Here is a 23,425-nt window from a genome sequence, read left to right as displayed (position 1 = left end):
ACGAGGACACACCCCGTTTCCAGTGTCATCACACCGCCCGCCCAACCACCGCCACCCCCACACCCCGTTTCCAGTGCCACGACACGCACACCGCCCCACACGCCCGAACCCACGCAGCTGTCCAGCAGACGACCCCCATCGAGGAGCCCCTCCACCCCACACCCCGTTTCCACTGTCCCACACGCTACGCATCCCGACCACCACCCGGAACCTCGCCCGGCCCGAACGTCGACACGAAGTCCTCGATAAACTGCAACGCCGTCGACCAGGATCTGATTCGTCGCAACTCCGCATCCAACACCCGCCACCGACGCGCCCCACCCACATCCAACGGCTGCTCACCCAACCGCGACCACACATCCGCAAACGACCGCGCCGGCCCACCACCCAACCGCGCCACCCCGCCACCACACGGGTCACCCGTCACACGCAACGACACCACCGGCGTCGACAACACCGTCCGCACCCCCGACCCGCCCTCCCCACCAGGCCACGACGCCTCCAGGAACAGGTCCTCAAACCCGAACCCAGCCCGGTAATTATCCAGCAATGCCGCCGCCAGCAACGTGTGGAACTTCAACGACGTGTACGGGTAAAACACCGACTCGTTGAACCGCGCCGCCACCTCGCTATCCAACCACGCCGCATGCAGTTGCTCTGGATCCGACGATCCCACCAGCTCTCGGATCTCCGCTCGCGACGCCGGAACATCCCCGGCCCCTGCCACCCGGTCACCACTCACCAGCGACAATCGCGCCGGCGACGCGTGATTCGCCACCGACTGCTCCGGCGACCCCGATGGCCGACTCACCAACGCCGCATCCCGATCCGCACCACACGGCACCGCCTCATTCACCCGCACCCCTACACACGACTCCACCGCATCCTCATGCCGCCGCCCACGCAACTTATGCACATCATGCCGAAACACCGCCACCAACCCCGACACCCCGCCCGGCCCGCCACTCGACGCCGACACATCACGCATCCCCACCACCCTCCTCACCCTGCTCCTGCGCTGGATCCAACGCCGACTCCACCGGCTGCAACTCATCCAACCCCTCCCGCTCCGACGCCCCCACATCCTCTTCATCCACAGTACTCTCCTTCTCATCCGCCTCGCCATCACTAGATTGCGCCGGATCCAACGCCGACTCCACAGGCTGCAACTCATCCAACCCCTCCTCACCAGCATCCGACGACTCATGCGATCCCGTCACGCCGATCCACCCCCATCAGGCACCGGCACATCACCATCCCTCGCCGCAACCCTCGCCTGCAACGCCCGCACAAACGCCGGCCGACACTCCGACCGCCACGTCTCATCCTTCTCCTCCATCACCGACGTCACCTTCTTCGCCCTGTCAAACACACGCCGCACCTCCGACTCCGAATACAGCGGATTGATCACCCACGCATCCGCAATCCCACCGCCGAAATTCCGAGCACCACCCAACTGGAACGCAAACTCATCACTATGCGCATCCAGGTACGACACCGCCTCCAACACCAACCCCACAAACTCCGGCTTCGCATCCCGCAACGTCAACTTCCACGTCCCCTCCACATTCCCAAGCACATCACGCTCCGCATGCCGCAACGGCTGCCCACCATCCTCCGCATTCCGCGACCGGACCTGCGAGGACACCTGCCGATAATGCGCCTCCGCCTCACCGTCAAGAACGTCAACGTTCCGCCGGATCGGCGAAAACGACACTGGGCGACGCAACAACGACCCCGGCCGATCACCAAACCCACCAAACAAATCATACACCACGCACCCATCATCATGATCCTCCAGACAACTCCCCTTCTCGTGATACCCTGACTCTAGGTCACGCTCGTACACGTCCTTGCGCATGTAGTCCGCATTCGACTCTCCTGGGTGGCACGCCGACGCACCGGCAACCTGCACCACCTGCTCACATCCATGCCGCAGCCACCCACTCAACGTGAATGGCGAAATCTGCCCCTCAATCTGATTCATCGCATCATCCGCCTCATACCGATCCGCCGACGCATGATGCCGATCCGTCACAATCCCATCACCCGGCGACAACAGATCGATCTCCAGCCCCACGAACAGGTCCGGGAACAGGAGATCCTCCGCCGAACACGGCACGTCATCCTCGACATCCAACTCTGCCCCCTCAAACACCGACTTTTTCTCCGTCATTGGCCCACCACACCTCCATCATCACAGGCGGCACCATCCCCAACCGAACCCTCACTGGCATTCCTCGTTTCACCCTCGCTGGGTCCACTCACTCTGAGTACCTCCTGAGCGACTAGCACACGGCACGACGAATCCATCGCATCATCCACATCCCGCCCAACATGCCCAGCCACAACCAACTCCCACACGCCTAGCGTGCACAAATACGGGTGACGATGTTGACTACCACCGCATCGCAACTGCCCAATCTCGGCTGTCGTATCGCCTGCCGGACAGAAGGCATACGCAATAACGTCCTCGCCTTCAGCGAAAGGAGAACCGCACACTTGACATGTCGCGACCCCTTCCCCGAGCGCAATTAGTAATATTTGTGATATGTCTTCAACCGATTTATTGCCAATACATTCTTGCAGTTCTGGTGTTGATCCAATCATGGGTTCCTCAGACCTTTCGTTGAGAACCCGTCCCGGCGGCCCTAACCGCCGGGGACTTTCTATCATGACGGGTTCTCACCCACAAATTGAGCCCCCACTGACTTAATAGTTAGCATATTTGCGAACGTATTCCTATTCGCGAACCTTGTACATTTGCTAATGGTGGGTATATTTGCAAGGTCGTGGAGTAGTGATGCACATGGCTCGGACTCGGGCTCTTATGACTGATACCGAGAGAGAAAGAATAAAAAATCGCGGATCTGTTGAAGAAAGTAAACGGTATCAGGCAATTTCACGCGTCAGGAATAGAATTGAGGATGAATTACCTCGGGATGTTGAAGTACTTGAGAAACACCATCCTGAATTATTTGAGGAATTAGTGGACGTCGTCTGTAATGATTAGAAATAATATCAGTATTTCTTAATTGCCATGTGGGGTATATTTGAGCCACAGTTCTCGAGAGCAATTCCGCTAAAACGAGAATACCATACTGGGTACTGACGGTCGGTCCTCATGGCAAACAACCATTTAGCAACTGAGGAGGTGTCATTGATACGGATGCCCAACGAAGAGTTCGACGGAGAGCTGACGGAGACGGAGCGCGACATTGTAGAGGGGATGGCCGTCACCTATCGCGAGGGGGCCGACATTGAGACGATCGAAGAGCTAGTCACCGATCCCGATTGGATACGAGGGTGGGCCGAAGAGAGTGATCATAGCGATCTCTCACCGGAAGAAAAGATCGCGAGACAGGTCCTGCAGACGCGGAAGTTGGATGATCCTGCAGCGGCCGCACCCTTACTTCACTTAGGCCATATGAAAAAGTTGATTGACAGTGGTGTAGAGATACTCCGTGACGAAGCGGTCTACTACCGTTACGAGGCCTGCGTTGAGTGTATTTTCGAACTGAACGCTGGCCAGTTGGAAGACGCGTATGGCTTCGTGATGGACTTCGAAACCAGCGATCACGGAAATGCTCTGGCACAGTACCAAAATGAAGTGATCAACCATATGTCAAGTTTGCAGGAGGTGAGCCCTGTCTCGAAAGGAGTACCGGAGTTGTTTGACACATATGCGGACATAGCTGCATTTTACGAGAGAGGCTTCCCGATCTTGCTCGCGCTAAAGCGCATCCTCGACGGGGATTCGCCGGAGAACGAAATTCTCCAGAGAGTCAGTTCGTCAGCAGTCCGGCACGAGTTGACCGCTGACGACGAGATGAACAACGTATTCTTCGACCTGATCGTCGAACAGTTCGATACCACCCTCCGCAACGGGATCGCCCACGGGGATACGATCAACGACAGCGTGGAACAAGAAATCCGAATACCAACGACACGTGTCACTTATTCATACGAGGAACTCAAGGAAGTGATCTTTGTCAACTATTTGAACGTGTTGTTCATGACTGGGATGCTTCCTTCTCTAATCAAGTGGCGATTTCACACGATAGAAAGCGATGACATCACCAGGGACCAGCTCGCGGTCTAGCAACCGGGCCAGGGGCGAAGAGCCCGATCAGTCGATCGGGTGTCACGGGATATGGTCGACGTTCGGATTCCACGTGTAGGGACCGTGCCCGCGACCCGATTCGTGCTCGCGTCGGGAGAGTTCGGCCGCAGCGTAAACGATAGCGGGGAGTTCGAAGTTCAAATTTGCTGAAACTGACTCCTGCCTGCATACATCGAAACGTCGAAAGAAAACCGCTCGCTGGTTCTCTACTGCCTCTACGAGCGCCGCGACGTTCTCTTCACTGGTGACGACCGAGAAGAGGCACTCCCCGAAGTCTTGGTCGCTGCCGGCTGGCGTTTCGTCCGGATCGTCGATGTGGTGGAGAAATCTCTGAACCTTTGCCCACCCAGTGGGCGGCGGAGTGTACGGACCTGCGTAGTCACACCCCTTCCGGTCGAGCTTCTCCTACAGCTCCTCCGCACGTACTCACAAGGACGATGAACTCTACACATTCCTAGATTCAATTGTGCCCGCAGAGCCGGATGCTGCGCGACTGTTCAACCTCGCGTTACTCGATCTCCATGATGCGATCTGTGCCGAAGTGACTCACGAACCCCGGTGTCCGCTGATGAAGAGTTGCAGCCAGCGGGATAGGCGACAAACCGGCGATAGCTGAGCGGCTCCAGGAGGCTTAAGTACTCGGAGAGAGACGACAGGTACATGCCGGATAATCCGTCGACTGCTGCCGGATCAATGTCACCCGAGATCCGGGAAACCGCGACGACGGAGCGAACACAGCACCGGAGTCTTGTGCTGCGACACGTGGATTTTCTCGCGGAGCTGCTGGCAGCCGATCAGGAGCTCGAGGGATGGAATTCCGCTGCGGGCTGTCCTCACGCCACACCGGAGACCATCGCTCGCACGCGGAAATCGTCTGGAGTATACCCGTGTATCCACTCCCGGGTTTTCAGGTATGAGGGGACCGGTGTCAGATCTGGAACAGAGACCTCCTGTGGGTGTGGCGATCCGCTCGCCGGAAGCGATGACCCGCTCGATACCGTCGCTTCAGTGGTTCTCGCGGGCGAACGGGGTTCACCGAGCGAGTACTTCCTGACACACAGCTGGCGGGGGCTCGTCAGTGCGCTCCGGGATCGTGAGGGCACTTGGAAGGAGATCGCCCGCCTGACCGTATCCGAACTCGAGTCGGCGATTGAGTCGGCAGGCGGGCGCCGCGTGGCTCGTTTTCGTGTTGCCCGGCTCCATGCGGTCCTCGGGGAGATCAGGGACGACGATCGAGTCGACGGAGTGAGCCTTGCGGATCTTCCGCCCCGGCCCTACAGTTCGCTCGTCGACATGCTCTCATCGCTCCCGGGCATCACAAATGAGGCTGCATGGTGGCTGTTGCCAACGGCCTTTGACAAACCAGTCTGGCCCGCAAACCCCCAAATCGACCGGTTGCTGACTGATCTCGCCCTCCTGTCCCCAGATGGCACCGGATACAGTCACCGCCATACACAGCTCGAATCGGATCTGACCGATCGCCAGATCCCGGCGCTCTACCGTGCGATCGGCGGCTATGCCGCCCGGGGTCTGAAACATCTCGGTTCGAGGGAATCGGCACTTCGAAAGTTCTCCCTTACCTACCGGTTTCGCCGGCAGGTCGAACACAGAAATGAATCCCGTCCGGTCGCCGTCGACCTGTTCGCGGGCGCCGGTGGTCTCTCCCACGGGATCCTCGAGGCCGGATACGATATCGGGCTCGCTGTCGATAACGATCGCAGCGCCACCGACACTTACCGGTTGAACCATCCCCAAATCCCCCATAGGCGGGTCATCTGCAGTGATATCGAGGAACTGCTTGATCGTGAGGAGTGGCCGGAGATCGTGGACGGAACACCGGAAATCATGGTCGGCGGTCCGCCCTGTCAGTCGTTGTCCCAGGCCGGATACAGGGCACGCCGTGCCGACGATAGCAGCTACAGTATCAGAGACGATCCCAGGACAGATCTGTACACCAACTATCTGCGGGCCGTTGCGGCCCTGCAACCCCGGGCATTGATCGTTGAGAACGTCGAGGGCATGGCCAATGAGATCGGGGATACCGACGACAGAGTCGTCGATCAGGTGATCGCGGATCTCGAGAGCCTCGACGATACCGGCGGCCAAGGCTATCGGGCCGACTTCACGAACGTCGACTGCTCCCGGTTCGGAATCCCTCAGAAGCGCAACCGGATTATCATCGCCGGCATCCGAGAGGATCTCCTCCAAGAGGATATCAGACCGGAGGATGTCTTCGACGCCTTTGAGAGACGAGCACGGGACGATGAGCGCTACACGCTCCGCCAGGGCCTTTCGGGGCTGCCAAGGATACGATGTGACGAGGGCGCGAACATCGTGATCGGCGGGATACGGGGCACCCGAAGCAGGTACGTCCGCGAAAACGGGCTTGCCGACGGCACCAGACTCTCCTTCAATCATCGTGCCCGGGAACATCCCATGGAGAAGGACAGGAAGCTGTTCGACGTGATGGATCCGGGCGACACGGGCTGGTTCATCAAGTACAGGAAGGACGATGGCCGGTGGAGCCACCTAATCGAATACAACGTGGGCACCGAGGAGAATCCGGCGTTCACTGACAAGTACCGGATGATCCACTGGGACGAGCCGGCACCGACGGTCGTTGCCCACTTCGCAAAAGACACGAACAACTACGTCCTGCCGGACTACTACGAGTATGTCAGGCCAGATCCGGAGCGGGAAGATCCTCTGCGCAACCGTGGTGTCACACCTCGGGAGGCCGCCCGACTGCAGTCCTTCCCTGACGACTTCATCTTCCTGGGACCGTTCACCAGACAGTTCCGACAGATCGGCAACGCTGTCCCGCCGGTGGTTGCCCGGGAATTAGGGGCCACGCTACAGGATCTATTCCTTGGACCCGATATCCGAGCCACTTCACCGGTAGACCGAGTGCGACCGGTTTCCACAGTTGACGACTAGAGGCGGACCCGGTTTGCAGCATCCGATTTGAGGAGGAACTCGCACAGATCTTGGTAGCTGTCTACGGGCGGGCCGCGAAGTAGGACGCCAAGCTCGAGATAGCGATCGAAGCCATAGTCGGTCATGTTTGCGCTCCCGATGTAAGCCGCGGATCCATCAAAGACCATCAGCTTCGCATGCAGCGTAAACACTGGTTTCGCACCGTCCTGACGTCGCTGATCGGCCGGGACATCATCTGCCCATACGGTGTAATCGATAGTCCGGACCTGGCCGCCAGACCGAGTTTGCTTCCGGAGACTATCCACGAGGTCGCCGATAACAGCACGGTTGTGGGACTTCGGATCTGTGAGATAACGAGTGATGATCGTGAGATCGACGCCGCGCTCAACGGCGTTTTCGAGGACGTCGCCGAGCCGATCGAGGCCGGTGCCCTCGAAGAACGGGGCCACGATTACGACCGACTCGGACGCGTCCTTGATCTCGCTGGCCAGCGCGGATACGAGGTGGTTCATTCCCGTGTCTGCCGGCGTATGGCCGGCAAATGCGGGATCATTCGGAAATGTAATCAGCGGCTCCGCGACCGTGTCCGGAGGCTGGCGTTCACGGTACGCGTCGATACTCCGGATCGCCTCCCTAGTCGTCTGGAACAGCGACCGGACCTTATCCGTAGTGATCCGGAACTCGCTCTCGATGATCTGCCCGTCGAACGTGGTCCGTTTCACAGCGTCGGCCGAGAGAAGCTGGCGGAACAGGTTGCCGGCTGATTCCCTGAACAGGTCCGTCTGATGGGCAAGGGCGACCGGAGAAACAGTTTCATCGCGACCGCCCGCGGCCAGTAACACCCCTTCGATCTGATCGGCTCGGTCGAGATCGTACTCGAGGATTCCCGCGAGCGAGATTGCTGCCGACATTCGATCATCCGTCATGGTTTGATAGTGATCCTCGAACCACGTTGTCAGTGGCGCTACAGTTAGTTAAGATTCAGCAGCTCCCAGTACCCATTGATCTCCCTGTCGGTGTTCGGGCGACTGCCGTAGAGATAGTCACGGGAGAGTACTTGGTTGAAGTACGAACAGCTGATCTCGCTGACGTGGAGACAGGATAGGCACGCCCCGTCCCGCTGCGAGCAGACCGGATCGTAGACACATTCGTTACCGTGCGTCTCGGCCTGGCCCAGCAGGTTGTCGAGTTGCTGTTCGACCATAGTGTTCATCCCGCCGATATTGAACTCCTCACGGTTGTTCGCGTAGATCACCACCGACAGCGCACGCGGGAAGAGAAACTCGCTGAGGTTCGTCCGGTCGAATCCGCTGATCGTGCTCGCCTGCTTGAGGACGACGTGGGAGAACGTGTGGAGCAGCTTGAACACGTGCTCGGTGACCTGGCACTCCAGATCGTCATCGTCCATGTCCGTGATGAACCGGCCGTAGTCGTCGACGGGATCGAGATGGTTGATCAGGAAAGCCCACTGCTCGGGCTCGGTCAGATCGTCGATTTCCCGGCGGGCGCGGTCCAGCGTGTCGGGGTTGGGATCGTGTACCTCCGGAAGCGACACCGGGCCCCGGGTTGCGTTCTCGTCGCTTGCTGCCGGGACGTTCACTGCCAGCCAGAGCAATACCTCCGAGATGTTGAGATCGAACTGGACGGCCTCCGTCTCCGAGGTGTCGACGAAGATCGGCGTACCGTCGCCGTCGCTGGCGTTCCGGGAGAAGGCATTGATACGGGCCTGCCCCTCCTCTCTGCCCCCCCGCGTATAGCCATACACGAATGTCTGAACCGGGAAGTCCTCGACGACCCGGACGGCATCGATTCCGAGTTCATCTATCACGTCATGGTAGGTGTCGATCCTGTCAGCTTTCTGTGAGAACCCCCGATCCCGTGCACGCCGCTCGAGATCGGCCAGCGTGCGTGTCGTCAGGTCGTCAAGGCTCAGGACGTACTGCAGCACTTCATCCCCCGCAGCCGTTAGCTCTTGTTCGTCTGTGGTGTTGACGAGGTCGATCAGCTCGTCCAGCCGGCGGCCCACCGACTGGCTCGTTGCCTCGCCCTGTCGGCGGAGCCACTCGCGCGCCTCGTCGAGACTCGATATTCCGTCCTCAGTCTGGAAGACCTCGACAACACGGTCGTCGTTGAGATCTCCCTCGCCGACCTGCTCGTCGAGCGAAACAGCCTGGACAGATGGGGAGTTCGAGAGGCCGAACAGTCGGGCGAACGCCTTCTGCGCGCCATCCTCGTTGTTTCGTAGGTGCCCGATACCTGCGGAGTGCAGGTTGACCGTGGTCAGGTAGTGCGGGTAGTAGGTGCTACCTGCCCGATGGACCGTCGTGTACATCTTGTCGTCGCCATCGTCCTCGGGTGGGTCGTAGTCGCACCCGCAGTTCTGATAGTTGACGACGCGGGTCTCCCAGCCGCAGCCATCGACGTTGCAGCGCCAGTGGAAGTTCTGGGCACGCTGGCTGTCACGGGTGTCCAGCACGATGTACTGGTCGCCGTGCGTTGGACATGTCTGGGGATAGAGCCGCCGAAGCTCGCCACAGCTGTGGACGCTGACGAACTGATACTGCTTCAGATCACCGCCGCACCGGGAGCAAAGCAGCTCTGGGTTCTCGTCTGAGACGTCATCCGGTGAATAGTAGCCATGCGCCTTCTGACAATTCTGACAGAAGAACGTCGTCGGGAAGGGGCGGGCGAGCACACCTTCGGGCTCGCCGAAGTGGTAGTGCTCGCTGTTGCGGGAGTTGAATCCCTGATGCCCGCCATCCCAGTTCTGGGCTCTCGCGACTACGCGGTCGAGCACGTACTGCGTGTCGATCGCCCCGCTCTTGTCTTTCGTCCGGAGATAGCTCACCTGCCAGATACCGCGCTGGTTGCTGTAGTCGAACGTGTTGCCGGGCAGGAACTGGAACAGGACCTGCTGTCGGCTGCGTTGCATTGACATTGGTGTCACCTCGAATCCATCCGCTCGAAGATGTCTTTGTAGCTGTACCCTGCCTCGATATCCAGCTGCTCATCGATGTCCCTGAGACTCTGCATAGCCGACCGCGGCAGCCGCTCGCTCGTCCACTGGTTATCGTCCAGCCGGATCTCATCGATCGATGACTGGGTCAACGCCTCGGCGTCTTGCATGAACTCCTCGTGTCCCTCGCCGTTGCCGTACATCTCGATAATGTGATTAGCAAGCTCATCTTCGTCGACTTGGTCGATGAACTCCTCTGCGGTGTCCCCGAAGTAGAGTGGATCAACGCCCTCTTGGTACATGTAGTGATTCAACAGCAGCCCCATGAACAGCCCCGGATGGGTGCGGTCGACGCTGTTCTTCGCCCACCGATTGACGGGGACGGGCTCGACGAGCCGGTCCAAGAATTCGTGGTACTTCTCGAAGAAGTGGTAGTGGCTCAGGTCGCGCTCGCGAATCGGATGACACACGTTGAACACCAGCCCGGGATGGCTTCGCCCAGCGCGGGAACTCGACTGGATGTACTCGGCAGTCTTCCGGGGCATTCCGAAGAATACCATCATATTGAACCGGTCGACGTCCACACCGTGGCTGATCATGCTCGTCGCAGTGATGGCATTGAGCCAGCTCGTCAGTAGCCATCCAAGGCCCTCCCGGGCCGCGGAATTTGCCTCGCGTAGCGACCGGCGGAAGTCGTCGCTGGTCACCGCATCGTCGTCCGGATCGAGGCTGACCTCGAGCTCATCCCGCAGCTCTAAGACGGTGTCCCCCGTGTCGGCCGAGACGAGGGACCGGTCCACGAGCCGCTGGTAGATCTCCTCGCTGGACTCTGCCTCCCAAGGATCCTCGAGCCGGTCAAGCAGATCCTGGACCTCCTCGAAGGGAGTGCCGCCGGTCATCCGCTCTGAGGCCAGTGGTGGTCGGCCCTCCTCGCGCATGTAGGCATCCAGCTGACTGACGATGGACTGGTCGAGCCGGTCCCCGTCCTTTTTCGAGAGCAGGTATGTGAGGCTCGTACTGTAGAGAGTGAGGGTCTGCAGGACCTCGTCGATGCTGTCAGCCTCGAGAGGCTCCGTCGTGTCGGTCCCCTCGAGAGCCGCGCCCGTCAGCAGGTCATCCGGTGATTCGATCGCTGTCTGGACAAGCTCCTGAATCTCCCGGTGGTAGTAGAACAGGAGATCGATGATGGCGTTGATATGAGTCTTGCCGTGCGGGATGAGCCCGATGTAGTACCGCTGGGTGTCGGGCTGCTCCTGAGCATAGAAGTTCTCACGGAGGTACGGGCCGGGAGCCGGGAATCGTTCGGCACCCCGCATGAACAGATGATGCACCTGGTCTTCGTACTCCGTGATCGTGGCAGTTGGAGCGATGATCTTCGTCCGCCCGGCGTCCGCTAGGTCCTGGAGCGCGTCGACGCCGGTTTCGTAGTGGCCGTCGAAGCTGCCGACGCTTTCCTCGAGGAGGTGGAGTTCGTCGGGGACCATCACCGATGGTGCAGGATCGTACGGATCCACCGTGTTAGCCATGCCATTCTCGCCTTCAAACTCTTCACCGTCGAGCTCGCACCCGTACTTCTCGGTGCATTCTCCGAGGCTTGCAAACCCGTGGATCGGACACTCGTGATCCATCTGCCCGGTGAGGATGTGGGCCATCTTCCGCTGGTAGCCGATAGCGGTGATCTTGTCGATGGTCCCTGCCAGAATGGTTGGTGCGTAGCGGTAGAGCTCGTTGTCGACGACATGGATCGGCAGCTCATCCTCTTCATACGGCTCCGACGGATCCGTCTCGCGTGCCTGCCAGTCACATTCGAAGGAGTTGCCCTGGCAGACGTGAGCAAGCCGGTGATCATTCGTGATTCTGATCCGGACCTCGGATCCGCAGGCTGGACATGTCGGGACGACCTTCGCGTCTTCGCGTAGCTCCTCGTTCTCCTGGTAGCGACTGAAGTTGTCGTTGTTGTAGCCGGTGAGCGCGTTCGGGGTGTTGGCCTTACCGACCAGGTAGCCCACACTGAAGGAGCGACTCGGTTGGCTGCCGATGTCGGGTTGCTCCCTGCGGACGATGTCGGCGTGGACGATCGTCTCGGACATCCGCTGGAGCTGCTGAAGCGAAAGCAGTCGCAGTGGGAACCGAGTCCAGGCGGTCACGCCGAAATCCTTCCCGCGGATGCGGTCGAAGAACATGTTCCAGACCGAGACACCGAGGAAGGCCTCCGTCTTCCCCCCACCGGTGGGGAACCAGAGCACGTCGACAACTTCGATGGCCGAGTCGGCCTGTTCGACGCGATCATCGGTCTCGCCATCGCGCCACTCGACATCGTCCCAGCCGTCGTGCTCTCTGCTTGCGATGTCCGGGATCTCGATGACGATGAACACCAGCTGGAACAGCCGCCAGCTGTCGAACTCATGCATCCGGTCCATCGTCTCATTCATCAGCTCGAATGCGCGGCCGACAGTTTCGGGATGCTGGCGGAGACACCTGATACCCCGCCGAAGACGCTGGAGTTCACGGTCGAAGGCCATCTTGTCGGATTCGAAGTCGGCCTCGTCCTGATCGGACCAGCCGCGGTCAGCGTAGCCCTCCCTTGCGTCGGGGTAAGCGTCTTCGAGGTAGGTCCGCATCGCATCTGCGACATCATCCAGAACCTCGAAGCCTCCGTTCTCCAGGTCGCTCAGCGCTTCGAAGGTAGCGTTAACACTCCGATCCGCAGATTCGTAGGCGCGTTGCCGGTACTGGGGGATGAACTCCGTGACGAGGCGACCCGCGGACGGATCGGCCGGTGGTGCGCTCCTGCCCGGAGTCCGGTCGGGATTGGTGACGGCGTCCTCGTCCGGGGCGACGATCGTGCAGTTCCGTCCGTGTCCCCAGAGATCTCGATTGTACCGGAAATCTTCGGGGAGCGGGTCGAATGTGAAGGGAATGAACTCCAGGTCCCCCTCGGTCTCGAGCTCGATCTGGACCTCGAAGAGCGTCGGATCCCGGACCGTGTAGATCGCATCTTCGCGGTTCTGGATCGCTGTGTTCTTGAACTCGATATCGAGCAGGAGACTGCCGTCGTCGGCCTCTCGGTCGGGCATAGCCGAGAACGACAGGCCGGCTCGCCACTCGGGGACAGCTGGGGTTCCCTCTCTCGTGTCGAGATAGCCCTCGAAGGCGGATTCGCTCTCAAGGGCCGCAGCAGGGACCCCTTCGTCGTCATCGTCTCCGGGGTCCAGGTAGAGATCGATGTCCTCACTCTCGATTGCCTGTTCTCGAATCCGGCCGATCGCCGTTCCGATCTGTTCGCGGGCCCGCTCTCTAACCACATCTGGCGTATCCGAGGGAGTGTCCGCGATTGTCTCGTAGGGGATCCGGATCGGAGGGATGTCGAGTTCTAGCCGCTCGAAGACGGGCAACAGTTCATCCGTCTCATCGTCATCCTCCTCTCGGTCACCGAGTGCGACGAAGGATTCTCGATCCCGCATCTGATCGTAGGTTGGGTTCACGCGAACCCAGACGCTCCCAGAGATCGAGAGGACTAGCTCATCACCGGGAGAGCCGTTCTGAACGCGGACGTTCACGCCCAGTGCGCTTGGTTCCATCTTCGACTGGAGATCGTCGTCGGGATCGTCCAGCTGGTTCTGACTCTCGGGTGCGAGCGCACCCGCGAAGAACCGATCACTGGGAAAATCCCGGACGACCTGCTCGTCGACATCCCCGCTGACTTTCTCGAGCACGCGCTTTCTGAGGTGGCGTGCGATTCTTTCATCATCCGACGGCGGGGCGTGGCCCGCCGAATGGGAGCTCACGCCCCCGGCCGGTTCTGACACCGTGCTAACCACCTTCAGAACAAAGGGCCTTAAAGATTTCTCTGAAATCGGCCCTTTGTCTGAACATCTGGACGCACATGGGCGCGCGCTGCGCACGGCCGCCCATTCGAGGGCGTACGCACACGTGGGCGAAAGGCCGGCCACCGTCAGATTCAGCGACAAGGATTATGTACCGGACGGGAGTGGTGTCCTCCATCACCGTCCGCGTGCCGAAACGGGGGGTCGCACGCACGGAGTTAGTCATCAATGCAAGCAACGCTTACCTATCGCACGAATCGGGACCTGTTTTCCAACTACTATCTCGAGGAGCACCTGCCGGAAACCGAAGTCTGGGACGAACTCGGCGACGATGAACTCCGCGAAGCGAAAGCGGATATCATGGAGCTCTGGGAACGCGAGAAAGACACTGCCCCGAAGCGAAACGAGTCCCAGCTCGAGGAGAAGTTCATCCGCCCGGTGTTCCGTAAGCTGGGCATCCCTTTCGAGGTGGAGGAGAGCACCAGCCGAACGAATCGTCGGCCGGATTACGGCTTCTTCGAGTCCGAGGACGCTGCGCGTGGTGCATTCGAGCGACGCGAGGGGGGTGGTGATTTCTACAGGGACGCCGTCGCCGTCGCGGACGCGAAACGCTGGGGGCGACCTCTCGACACCCGTGGGAGTGGCGAACACGAGCGCGACTTCGAAAACCCGAGCTACCAGATTCACGTCTACCTCCAGGAGGTGGACGACGCCCGGTGGGCCGTGCTCACCGACGGGAAGAAGTGGCGGCTCTACTACGGCCCGACGAGCCACCGGCTTGACTCCTACTACGAGATCGATCTGCCGACGGTCCTAGAGAAAGGCGATCTTGAAGACTTCAAATACTTCTACCTCTTCTTCAGCCACGGCGCCTTTCTCGAGGATTCCGGTGGCGACTGCTTCCTGGACGAGGTCTACGACGAGTCGAACGTTTTCGCTCAAGAGTTGGGGGAGGATCTCCAGGACAACATCTACGATGCGATCAAGGTTCTCTCGGAAGGGTTCATGCAGTATCCGGACAACGACCTCTCCGAAGAGGACCTCGACCTGATTCACGACAGCTCGCTCATCTATCTCTATCGGCTCATATTCGTGCTTTACGCCGAGAGTGAGGGACGTGATCTGCTGGACACGAACAACGACATCTACGAGGAGTCCTACAGCCTGAACTCTCTCAAGCAGGATGTCGCCGAAGAGCTGGACAGCCCAAGTCCGAAATATCAGGCCTGGCAGGGCAATCTCTGGGACCGGCTCGACGAGCTGTTCAAGCTCATCGATCAGGGGAGCAAGTCTCGTGGTATTCCCGAAGAGGACCTATATATCCCGGCGTACAACGGAGGCCTGTTCCGGACCGATCCAGACGAAGATGATTCGTCAGAAGCACAGTTCCTTGCGAATCATCAGGTCGGTGACTCCTACCTCGCGGAAGTCATCGAGCTACTGACGCGGAGTCAGAACGGCGGCGGGAAGATCTTCGTCGACTACTCGTCGCTGGACGTCAGGCATCTGGGAAGCATTTACGAGGGGCTGCTCGAGTATCAACTCGATGTCGCTGACGAGCCGCTCGCCCTAGAAGACGGAGAGTACGTCTCCGCCGAGGAGGGCGACGAGGTGATCGTCGAGAAGGGTGAAGTCCACCTCACGACCGGATCGGGTGAGCGGAAGGCCACCGGCTCGTACTACACGCCGGAGTACGTGGTCGAGTACATCGTCGAGGAGACGCTCGGTCCTCTCGTCGAAGACATACGGAGCGACCTCGTGGGACAGAGTGCGTTCGACGAGGGCGGTTTTGCCGAGGAGTTCGCCGAGGAGATATTCGACCTCAAAATTCTCGACCCTGCGATGGGGAGCGGCCACTTCCTGACCAGCGCGATCGATTATCTCGCCCGGGAGATTATCGACGCCCAAGAGCAGCAGGCAGCGCAAGAAGGTATCGAGACCGTCGACGAGAAACACGACATTAACTGGGCCCGCCGGCAGGTGGCCCAGCGTTGTATCTACGGGGTCGACCTGAATCCGCTGGCTGTGGAACTGGCGAAGGTGTCCTTGTGGCTTCGTACGCTCGCAGCCGAACAGCCGCTCGCGTTCTTAGACCACCATCTGAAGACCGGAAACTCGCTGGTTGGGAGTGACATTGAGACGGTTTTGGACAACGGTGACCCTGACAACGGGACCCAGGAGGGTCAGCTAACACTGCAGGAATCCTTCGACCGCACGCGCCGGCAGGCCTTAGAGCACGTCACTGACCAGTTTGAGGACCTCCTTGCTATCGACAACCAGACACTTAACGATATCAAGGAGATGGAGGCCGTCTATGAGGAGGCACGTGACGATCCGCTGTATCAGCACCTCATCTCTATGGCAAACGTCCACACCGCGGAGCAGTTCGGACTGGACGTGCCGGGCGACGCTTACAAGCGCATGGCCGAAGCCCTGCGATACGACTCTTGGGAATCTATCGAAGAGCAAGACTGGTATCAGTCGTCACAGACGTTGGCAGAAGGTGAACGATTCTTCCACTGGGAACTAGAGTTCCCCATTGCGTTCTACGAGCATGATGGGGGTCGGAAGGAAGATGATGGGTTCGACGCGGTGATTGGGAATCCACCATGGGTGAACGTTGGCCGGATGAAGGGAAAGCCTGCAGAAGCGGACTATTACAACGAACAGTTTAAAACTGCCGAGTATCAGGTAGATCTTTACACCTTATTTCTCGAAAGGGGGATTAATCTGCTCTCAAAAGGTTCTCCAATTGGGTTTATTGTGCCCGATCCTTGGTTGGCGAATTACCGAACACCAAAAATCAGGGAGTTTTTGCTCATCCAAAACCAACCTCGGAAAATCATCCATTCCCCCCAATCTGCGTTCCCAGAGGTCGGTGCAGAACATCTAATCTATGTCGGTGAGCGGTCAGATGGGTTTGAAGATCCTTTCCACCGTGGTGAGATGGGAGACGATGCTCAAGTGGAGATTAACGACGAATTTTCCAGCTCCCTTCTGAGGGAAGAAGACGGATATGTGGTCTATACTCATAGCAAAGTCGCTCCGATATTAACCCAGATCGAGAATCGGTCCCAAAACCTTGGTTCCCTATACGAAACTGTTCGAGGAGTAGGTCCGTACCACCATAGTCAGCAGGATCAGGAGATTATAGACGAGAGAGCCTATCACTCAGATCATAAAGAAGACGATACATATGTTCCAGAACTGAAAGGAAAACACCTCTCGCGGTATAGTATACAGTGGGAAGGAGATACATGGATCAGCTATGGTCCTTGGCTCGCTGAACCCCGGGAGAAGAGATTCTTTGAGGGGAAACGTCTACTGCTCCGGGAAATTCTCGGTAAGCGATTCGAAGTAGACGTGATTAGTGAGAAGTTCGTTGTCGACCGCGGAATCTACATCGCTCTACAAGGTGAGCAAAAAATCGATCTGCTCTACACGCTCTCAATACTCGGATCCAAAACTTCCGTGTTCTGGTTCCGAGAAAAGTACAGCGAGAATGACGAATTGTTCCCGAAACTACGGGTAGCACACTTCGAAAAACTCCCAATTCGAAATATTCAATTTGATCTACCCGAATCTAGGCGGGAAAGTATCGTTGAGGAATTATTCTCAAAGTATAAGTTGCTACTAGATGGGGGGGCCGGTCAAAAAGAGCTCCTGTCAGCTATCTTCGAGCATACTGACAACAACATGGGAATTGTCCACGATCTGCTCGTGAAGGTTGCCGAGGAACAAAAATCCCACATTGAAAAACGCAACAACTTCAACATCTCCCTTTTCGATTACCTCGGAATTCCAAGTGACGAATTGCCGAATTCGATCGCGGGCGAGACGCTTGAAGACTTGCAGATGCCGGTCGCGGGGGTCGCAGACACGCCGCTGACCGAGACTACGGAAGTCTTTGAAGACCTGCGAATCGAGGAAATATCATTTGCAGACGCCGGTGGGCGGTTAGTGTTATCGGCCGATATCAGTTACAAAATCGACGAGGACGACCCACGCGAGACCGACCGCTGGGGCCGGCTCGCAGAGTCAGAGTTCGAAACCTACGACGCGATGGCCTTCGTCGAACTATCGGAAGCCCAGAAAACGCTACTACGCGAGTTCGTCCCTGTCGCCCTTGAGGAGGCTGAGGGCTTCGCAGGTTTCCGACAGGGGGCGAGCAAGACTATCTCATTGTTAGATCGGCTGGGGGCGCTGACAGTCCCCGATATCGACGAGGTGCAAACAGGGCTGGAGAAGTACACCGAAGTACGGGGCCGTGCCGACGAATTCGATGAAAAGATCGAGAAGACGGACCACCTCATTGATGAAATCGTCTACGATCTCTACGGACTGACCGACGAGCAAATCGAGATTGTCGAATCGGCAGTGAAGGATGACTAACTTCGAGGTCGGCGGCTATGTCAAGTGCGCTGGCGGGCGTGGAGAAGTCACGAAAATCGAGTAACGGCCAAACGGTGGCCACCTCTTCCTCGTCTACACCTCTGAGCGACAGCTCTGCAAACTCCCCAGTGGCCCCCCTCACATCGAGAGACTCGATTCGCTCGTCGACCGCATCGCGGCGGGACAGTCTGACGCACCGCTTCACTACGACCTTCGAGAACGTGCGATCAGGCTTGATCTCGCATCCAAGTACGACCGCTTTCTCTCACTGACCAGCAGCCGAATCGAAATCAAACCGTATTAGGTCAGGCCGCTAGGGGCTCATCAATTCCTACGATCACCGCTACCTCATCGGCGACGAGTTAGTGGCGGTATCGTCCGACGAAGATATTGTTGACGTCGTCCAGAGTCATTCCGACCATGAAATGGAGGCTGTTTCTGGGAGGTAGCTCTGATTTGAGCAACAAATGACGCTTCTGAACCTCTGCACATTGAATCGGAGCAAGCGGTGATTCAGTAGATTGGGTGAGGCCACAGATTGCTGCCTGGATCGTTCTCGAGTGTTGAATTGCAACACCCATGACAGAAGACAATACCGACGTTCTGGACGAGCTAGCTGAACAGGTTGCTGAAGAATTCGAGGTGTATCGACACTCGAACGGGTTCAAGAAAGTCTCACTGTTGGTCGAAGATATTGATCCGGATCATCCGACACTGATCATTCACCTGAACAGGAGGATGCGACGCAGTTGACTGACCGGATTGAAGAGTTCCTGCGTGATCGCGGTGTGCGAACAGAACGAGAGCGACGCTCCGATACGGATGTGTACATACTGGAAATTGCCGACTGATCGTTATGATATAGCGAAACTTCTCCTCCATCCTCGAGGCACTTCATTCGTTACCATAGACTATCTAATCTACGGTAGAGTTGGCCCCAGATCAATCAACAACGGGGAACTAAGTACGGCTGCAGATTTCTCTGAGCAAGATGCCTCCGGACTGGATTGCTGACGTCCGTTCTGACATGAGGGATGGAGTCCAGGCTGTAATCGAACGCCACGCCGATGTGGAAGGGGATCCGCCCGAGCGGACGTTCCATCTGCTAAGCTCCCGGGGATTTCTGGACAACACGAAGGAGCTCTCTGTACCTGCTCCTGGGAATGTATTTGGAGATGCTGATGTCTTTGATGCCCTGTATGCAGGTGAATTCGAGGAGCCAGCCCGCCAGATCTACGAGCACCTTCCTCAATCGAGTGCCGATGAGCCTGGGTCCGATGAGAACGCTATCGAATCGATAGAACGCGGACTGTTCGAATTCGTGGGTGTTGTTCTGAATTACACTGGAAGATGGGAATTTGACGAAGTGGCCTTCCGTCTAGCATTCGAGGAGCAATTCGAACCCCGTCTCACTGATCGAGAAACGACCAAGTTCATCCTATGTCTGAAGAATACCAGCATCGAACCGGCTCTCTCAATCGATCTTGCGACGGATATCCACGGTGAACCGGAGTATCTTGGTCCGTACGCTATTGAGACACTCCAGATCAGACCGGCTGACGATCTCGAGGAAACGGGGATTGCGTCACGAGAAGCGCCGGGCACTCCTGTAGTTGAAACGATTGATTCTCTCGACTACGGTCTGACGAATCCTGTCTTGGAGATCGTCCTGCACAGACGTCGCCCCTACAGCGAGATCGTTGGCGGGACTGACCTGTCTCACATCTTCCGACCGGGCCGACCACATTTTGATGCCACTCCTGCCGACGTACATCCCTGGGAGGAGCTTACAGAACTGGTCCGATTTCTGGCTACTGGCATTCGCCGATGCCTCAGACTTCTGGATCCAGAAGGGACTCCCGGGTACGAACGGGGGTATCACCTCACACCCGGCTGGGAAACGTACCGCGGGATCTCCACTCCGGTGAATTTCACACTTGATTTCGACTGTCCGGTAGCGTCAGCCAGCACATATCTGGACGCGGATCGGCGGAGTAAGATCACACAGCTCTGGGATGCCCATCGAAACCGGCTCTGCGACGGTGGCACCTCATTCCGCAGTCCACTATCGAGGTTTGAGAGGATGTTCAGTCGAGAATCACTGGAGGATCAGATCGTCGATTGTGCGATCGGCTGTGAGACGACCCTGCTGAAGGGCGGCTCTCCAGGCGGGAACAGGTACCGGCTCGGCGTCCGGGCTGCAGTCCTGATTGGAGACGACAATTCCAGAGACTGGTCTCCATTACTGGTTTCGAGATTTCTGAGGACACTGTACGATTACCGAAACAAGGTCGTCCACGATGATGCATCACTGCCCGCCGAACCTGCCGACGATGAGTGGATCAGCGTCGATGATATGAATTTCCTGGCGGGGACATTTGCCCAGAGGGCACGCGAACTCTATGCGGACATCATCCGCGAATATATGCTACTGAGCGAACAGCAGGATATGTCGATTCACGATCTTAACAAGCAGATCGATGCCGGTGTGCTTAGACAGGGCGGTGAGATCAGGGAACTGCTTTTCTAGCGTGGTTCCGGAGGTCAGCAGCTGTAGATTCGCAACCTTCTCGCGGATGTTCTCGATGACTTCGGCTCTTTCAGGGTTCATGCCATAATCTTCGATTAGTACGTCTGCCTCGAGGCGCTTCTCCGGGAAGACGTGTTCCCTGTTATACGGGTTCAGCAGACATTTGGCGACCCTATCCGTCGTGGGCCGCCTCGTCGAGCAGACTCTGGATATCATCGATGACGTCCAAGAGTTCACGGATGTCCTCGCGGTCACGCACAAGGGAGCTGTTGGCGTGCATAACGCCGTTTCGCAAATCCCGGGTTGCCCGGAACTCATCTAGCCCGTGCTCGTCCGAGAAGCCACAGATCCTCGAAAGGACCGGCCGGCTGTGCTCCAGCACCCCCCGTATTTCGGTCAGGTTCATGTGCTCTGCAATGTGCACCTCCACGTCATTCAGGCAGTCCTGATACCACCCACCGACGGTCGCCGCGTTGATACAGCCGTCAGGCATGTCCCGGATCAGCTGCTCCGAGTCGGGGTGTTTATCCCGAATTCGTGAGGCGATGACCGAGGCAAGCTGAGCCACCGGAGGGTAGAGCATCTCCCGTATCCCCCGGGAATTGAGATCGGCGACGTTGATGATCTTGTAGCTACTATCCGGTTCAGCATACAGTAAAAATGGCTGTTCCGTGAGCAATTCAAGGACATCCAGTAAATGCATCTCGGGACTGATCCACTGGTCGTCGGAAAGTGACTTTGTCAGGCCCTCCTTGACGTTGTAGTACTTGTCCTCCTGAGGCAGTGGAATGTACGTGTAATTCAGCTCCCGAAACTCCTTGAGATGATTTTCGAATGTATCGAGGCTCTCTGTGCGTGCGTCCACTGCTATCATACTCGCCGGATATTCCCGGTCTCGCAGGTTCATGCGAGATGTCACCGGATGGCTAACCGAAATACCCTGTGGCGGGAAGAACGTAGCTGGAAAATTGCAAATGCCTGTCTAAGTCGCGGCCGAGGACAATCGTGAAGACGGTATCGTGTCAGTCCAGATCAGCACCCGGTGCCGGATGGTGGTGGGACATCATCCGTGTTGAAGCTCTCCAGTCGATCAAGCTCATCCAGACAGTCATCCAGGCGATTTTCCCCGTTATCGAGTTGCTCCACTGCCTGCCGTGTTGTGTCCGAATCGAGGATCTCCACCCGCACCGAGCGATGGGAATCCACGAGATCGGCCAGTGGGACGGCATCGTCGAACGATACGAGCCTGGTGTCGCCACGCACCGCAAGGTGATCTCCCATATCCAGCTTCTCTTCCTTATCAATGTATCCGACAACGTACCGCCGATCGTCGTGTTCCCCAAGATCACTATTCCGACACCGTGTGAACAGGAGGAGGTACCGACGGCTGTTGTCGTTAAGGAACGACCGAATATTCGGCTGGTAGCACTCGTTGCAGTAGTTCTCCGCTCGTTTCTCGATGTGGGGTTCCGTCTTACCCAGCTCCGCCGCCGCACGGACCGGCAGTTCGGACTGGGCCGAGTGAAAGAAAAACTGTAGCTGCCCTCCTTCGCCAAGCTCCACAGCTTCGACTGATTCACGGGAATGGACTGCCGGTCCTGCTGGATCGGCTCGGTGATATTCTTCGCGTGCCTCGAGAAGGCGCTCGGTGCTGCTTTCATCGAACGTGAGCGGTCGGCGATACCACGGACCGCCACCGGGGTCACCGGAATGTTCGGTGACGAACTCGTTTGGCTCCGTTCCCTCCTTGCCGCTGAGCGGCACTGGTGTCCGGTACAGGGCCGATTTCTCCCTGTCGCCCAGCACGATGTACTCTGCATCGAACTCTGGTCTGCGGGCGTGTGCGTTCCCTTGGAGGCGTTCGCGAAGTTCGGGCGGGGCATTCTCGTACTCCTCTCGCGAGATCGGATCCCGCTCGAGCGTGAAGTGACCGATGATGTAAGCGCCCCAATCCTCGTTGATCCAGTCCCGGCGAGGGCTATCATCGCTTGCGTGGTCCAGTGTAGCGTAGAAGAACAGGACATCTCCCGTCTCCAGTTCTGCAAGCCGGTCGGTCTTGGGGGAGTGTCGATCGCCGTAAGTATACTCACGACCGAGGCTGTACTCCGGGAATTCCGGATCGAAATGTACAGCCCTCTCAGCAGCGTGATTTGGGCGAGTGCCATCGATTCCAAGGCTGTCGTAGGTTGGCTTCCGGACCGTCGAGTGACTCTCCGGGATCGGGATATACTCGAAGGAACCATCGGCATAGATCGGGCCTCTGCCACCAGGGTGCTTCGAATTTGCTCCAACGTTGATTGCAACCGACTTCATAATTCCCAGGTCTCTGGAGACACTGAAAAATCATGTGGCCCGGCCAACAGTAACGGAATTGAACCGGGTCGGTCCTGGCTACAACCGCAAATTCCGATATCTATTCGATAATTATCAGACCCGACACTTGGGCGATTTTTCTCGTGTGGACTGGATCTCGAGCACCTCGCCAGTAGCCGAGCGCCCAGTCAAGATCATCCTCGTAGGCCGACCGGTTATAGCAGATGTAGTGAACATACACAGCAGAATCTTGCTGGAGCTGATGTCGCTTCTCGCCTGAACAGAAACATCTGAAGTTGTTTGGCGACGTCCCCCTCCGGTTCCAGGCCGTGGGTCAGGATCGTCAG

General features: G+C 58.0%; 14 protein-coding genes. 5 read left to right on the top strand and 9 right to left on the bottom strand.

Going from position 1 to position 23,425, the window contains the following annotated elements:
- Positions 1–184 precede the first annotated feature (184 nt).
- From MXF70_RS14170 to MXF70_RS15520, 4 genes are read right to left on the bottom strand one after another with little or no spacing between them, the layout of a single operon-like run.
- On the bottom strand, positions 185–988 hold the full coding sequence (locus MXF70_RS14170; RefSeq protein WP_248518410.1) for a DUF8168 family protein: 804 nt from the start codon (positions 986–988) through the stop codon (positions 185–187).
- The gene (locus MXF70_RS14165) at positions 981–1,220 is read right to left on the bottom strand and encodes a hypothetical protein (protein ID WP_248516315.1); all 240 of its coding nucleotides are present in this window, start codon (positions 1,218–1,220) and stop codon (positions 981–983) included. The genes MXF70_RS14170 and MXF70_RS14165 overlap by 8 nt, the downstream gene beginning before the upstream one ends.
- Positions 1,217–2,176 (bottom strand): hypothetical protein, encoded by a 960-nt coding sequence (locus tag MXF70_RS14160; RefSeq protein WP_248516314.1) that lies wholly within the window; start codon positions 2,174–2,176, stop codon positions 1,217–1,219. Before MXF70_RS14160 ends, MXF70_RS14165 begins: the two co-directional genes overlap by 4 nt.
- Positions 2,173–2,610: a DUF8112 family protein gene (locus tag MXF70_RS15520; protein ID WP_510631682.1), complete on the bottom strand. Its 438-nt coding sequence runs from the start codon at positions 2,608–2,610 to the stop codon at positions 2,173–2,175. The genes MXF70_RS14160 and MXF70_RS15520 overlap by 4 nt, the downstream gene beginning before the upstream one ends.
- Positions 2,611–2,830: 220 nt before the next feature.
- Between MXF70_RS15520 and MXF70_RS14155 the strand changes: the two genes are divergently transcribed.
- From MXF70_RS14155 to MXF70_RS14145, 3 genes are all read left to right on the top strand, one after another.
- Positions 2,831–3,013, top strand: coding sequence for a hypothetical protein (locus MXF70_RS14155; protein ID WP_248516313.1), 183 nt, complete (start codon positions 2,831–2,833; stop codon positions 3,011–3,013).
- Between the two features lie 156 nt (positions 3,014–3,169).
- Positions 3,170–4,102: a hypothetical protein gene (locus MXF70_RS14150; protein WP_248516312.1), complete on the top strand. Its 933-nt coding sequence runs from the start codon at positions 3,170–3,172 to the stop codon at positions 4,100–4,102.
- A 681-nt stretch (positions 4,103–4,783) separates the two neighbouring features.
- Positions 4,784–7,060, top strand: a complete 2,277-nt coding sequence (locus MXF70_RS14145) for a DNA cytosine methyltransferase (RefSeq protein ID WP_248516311.1) — start codon at positions 4,784–4,786, stop codon at positions 7,058–7,060.
- On the opposite strand, the gene MXF70_RS14140 is transcribed toward MXF70_RS14145, so the two are convergent.
- Genes MXF70_RS14140 through MXF70_RS14130 form a run of 3 tightly spaced genes read right to left on the bottom strand, consistent with a single transcriptional unit; the run spans position 7,057 to position 13,825 of the window.
- A complete protein-coding gene (locus MXF70_RS14140) occupies positions 7,057–7,986 on the bottom strand; it encodes a phospholipase D-like domain-containing protein (RefSeq protein WP_248516310.1) in 930 nt (309 codons plus the stop codon). The two genes, MXF70_RS14145 and MXF70_RS14140, sit on opposite strands and share 4 nt — an antisense overlap.
- A gap of 44 nt (positions 7,987–8,030) precedes the next feature.
- Positions 8,031–9,998 (bottom strand): DUF8724 domain-containing protein, encoded by a 1,968-nt coding sequence (locus MXF70_RS14135; RefSeq protein WP_248516309.1) that lies wholly within the window; start codon positions 9,996–9,998, stop codon positions 8,031–8,033.
- Positions 9,999–10,003: 5 nt separating this feature from the next.
- Positions 10,004–13,825: a helicase-related protein gene (locus tag MXF70_RS14130; protein ID WP_248516308.1), complete on the bottom strand. Its 3,822-nt coding sequence runs from the start codon at positions 13,823–13,825 to the stop codon at positions 10,004–10,006.
- Between the two features lie 246 nt (positions 13,826–14,071).
- Between MXF70_RS14130 and MXF70_RS14125 the strand changes: the two genes are divergently transcribed.
- Positions 14,072–18,235 carry an Eco57I restriction-modification methylase domain-containing protein gene (locus MXF70_RS14125; RefSeq protein WP_248516307.1) on the top strand — a complete coding sequence of 1,388 codons (4,164 nt, stop codon included), beginning with the start codon at positions 14,072–14,074 and terminating at the stop codon, positions 18,233–18,235.
- 1,027 nt (positions 18,236–19,262) lie between these two features.
- On the top strand, positions 19,263–20,765 hold the full coding sequence (locus MXF70_RS14120; protein ID WP_248516306.1) for a HEPN domain-containing protein: 1,503 nt from the start codon (positions 19,263–19,265) through the stop codon (positions 20,763–20,765).
- Positions 20,766–20,937: 172 nt separating this feature from the next.
- Here MXF70_RS14120 and MXF70_RS14115 read toward each other — a convergent pair whose 3' ends face one another.
- Together MXF70_RS14115 and MXF70_RS15335 are read right to left on the bottom strand one after the other, a co-directional pair.
- On the bottom strand, positions 20,938–21,672 hold the full coding sequence (locus MXF70_RS14115; RefSeq protein ID WP_248516305.1) for a hypothetical protein: 735 nt from the start codon (positions 21,670–21,672) through the stop codon (positions 20,938–20,940).
- Between the two features lie 125 nt (positions 21,673–21,797).
- The gene (locus tag MXF70_RS15335; protein ID WP_248516304.1) at positions 21,798–23,078 is read right to left on the bottom strand and encodes an Nmad3 family putative nucleotide modification protein; all 1,281 of its coding nucleotides are present in this window, start codon (positions 23,076–23,078) and stop codon (positions 21,798–21,800) included.
- Between the last annotated feature and the right edge of the window lie 347 nt (positions 23,079–23,425).

The sequence above is a fragment of the Salinarchaeum laminariae genome (assembly GCF_023204835.1).
Lineage (GTDB): Archaea > Halobacteriota > Halobacteria > Halobacteriales > Salinarchaeaceae > Salinarchaeum > Salinarchaeum laminariae.
This window is presented reverse-complemented; position numbering and strand designations above follow the sequence as displayed.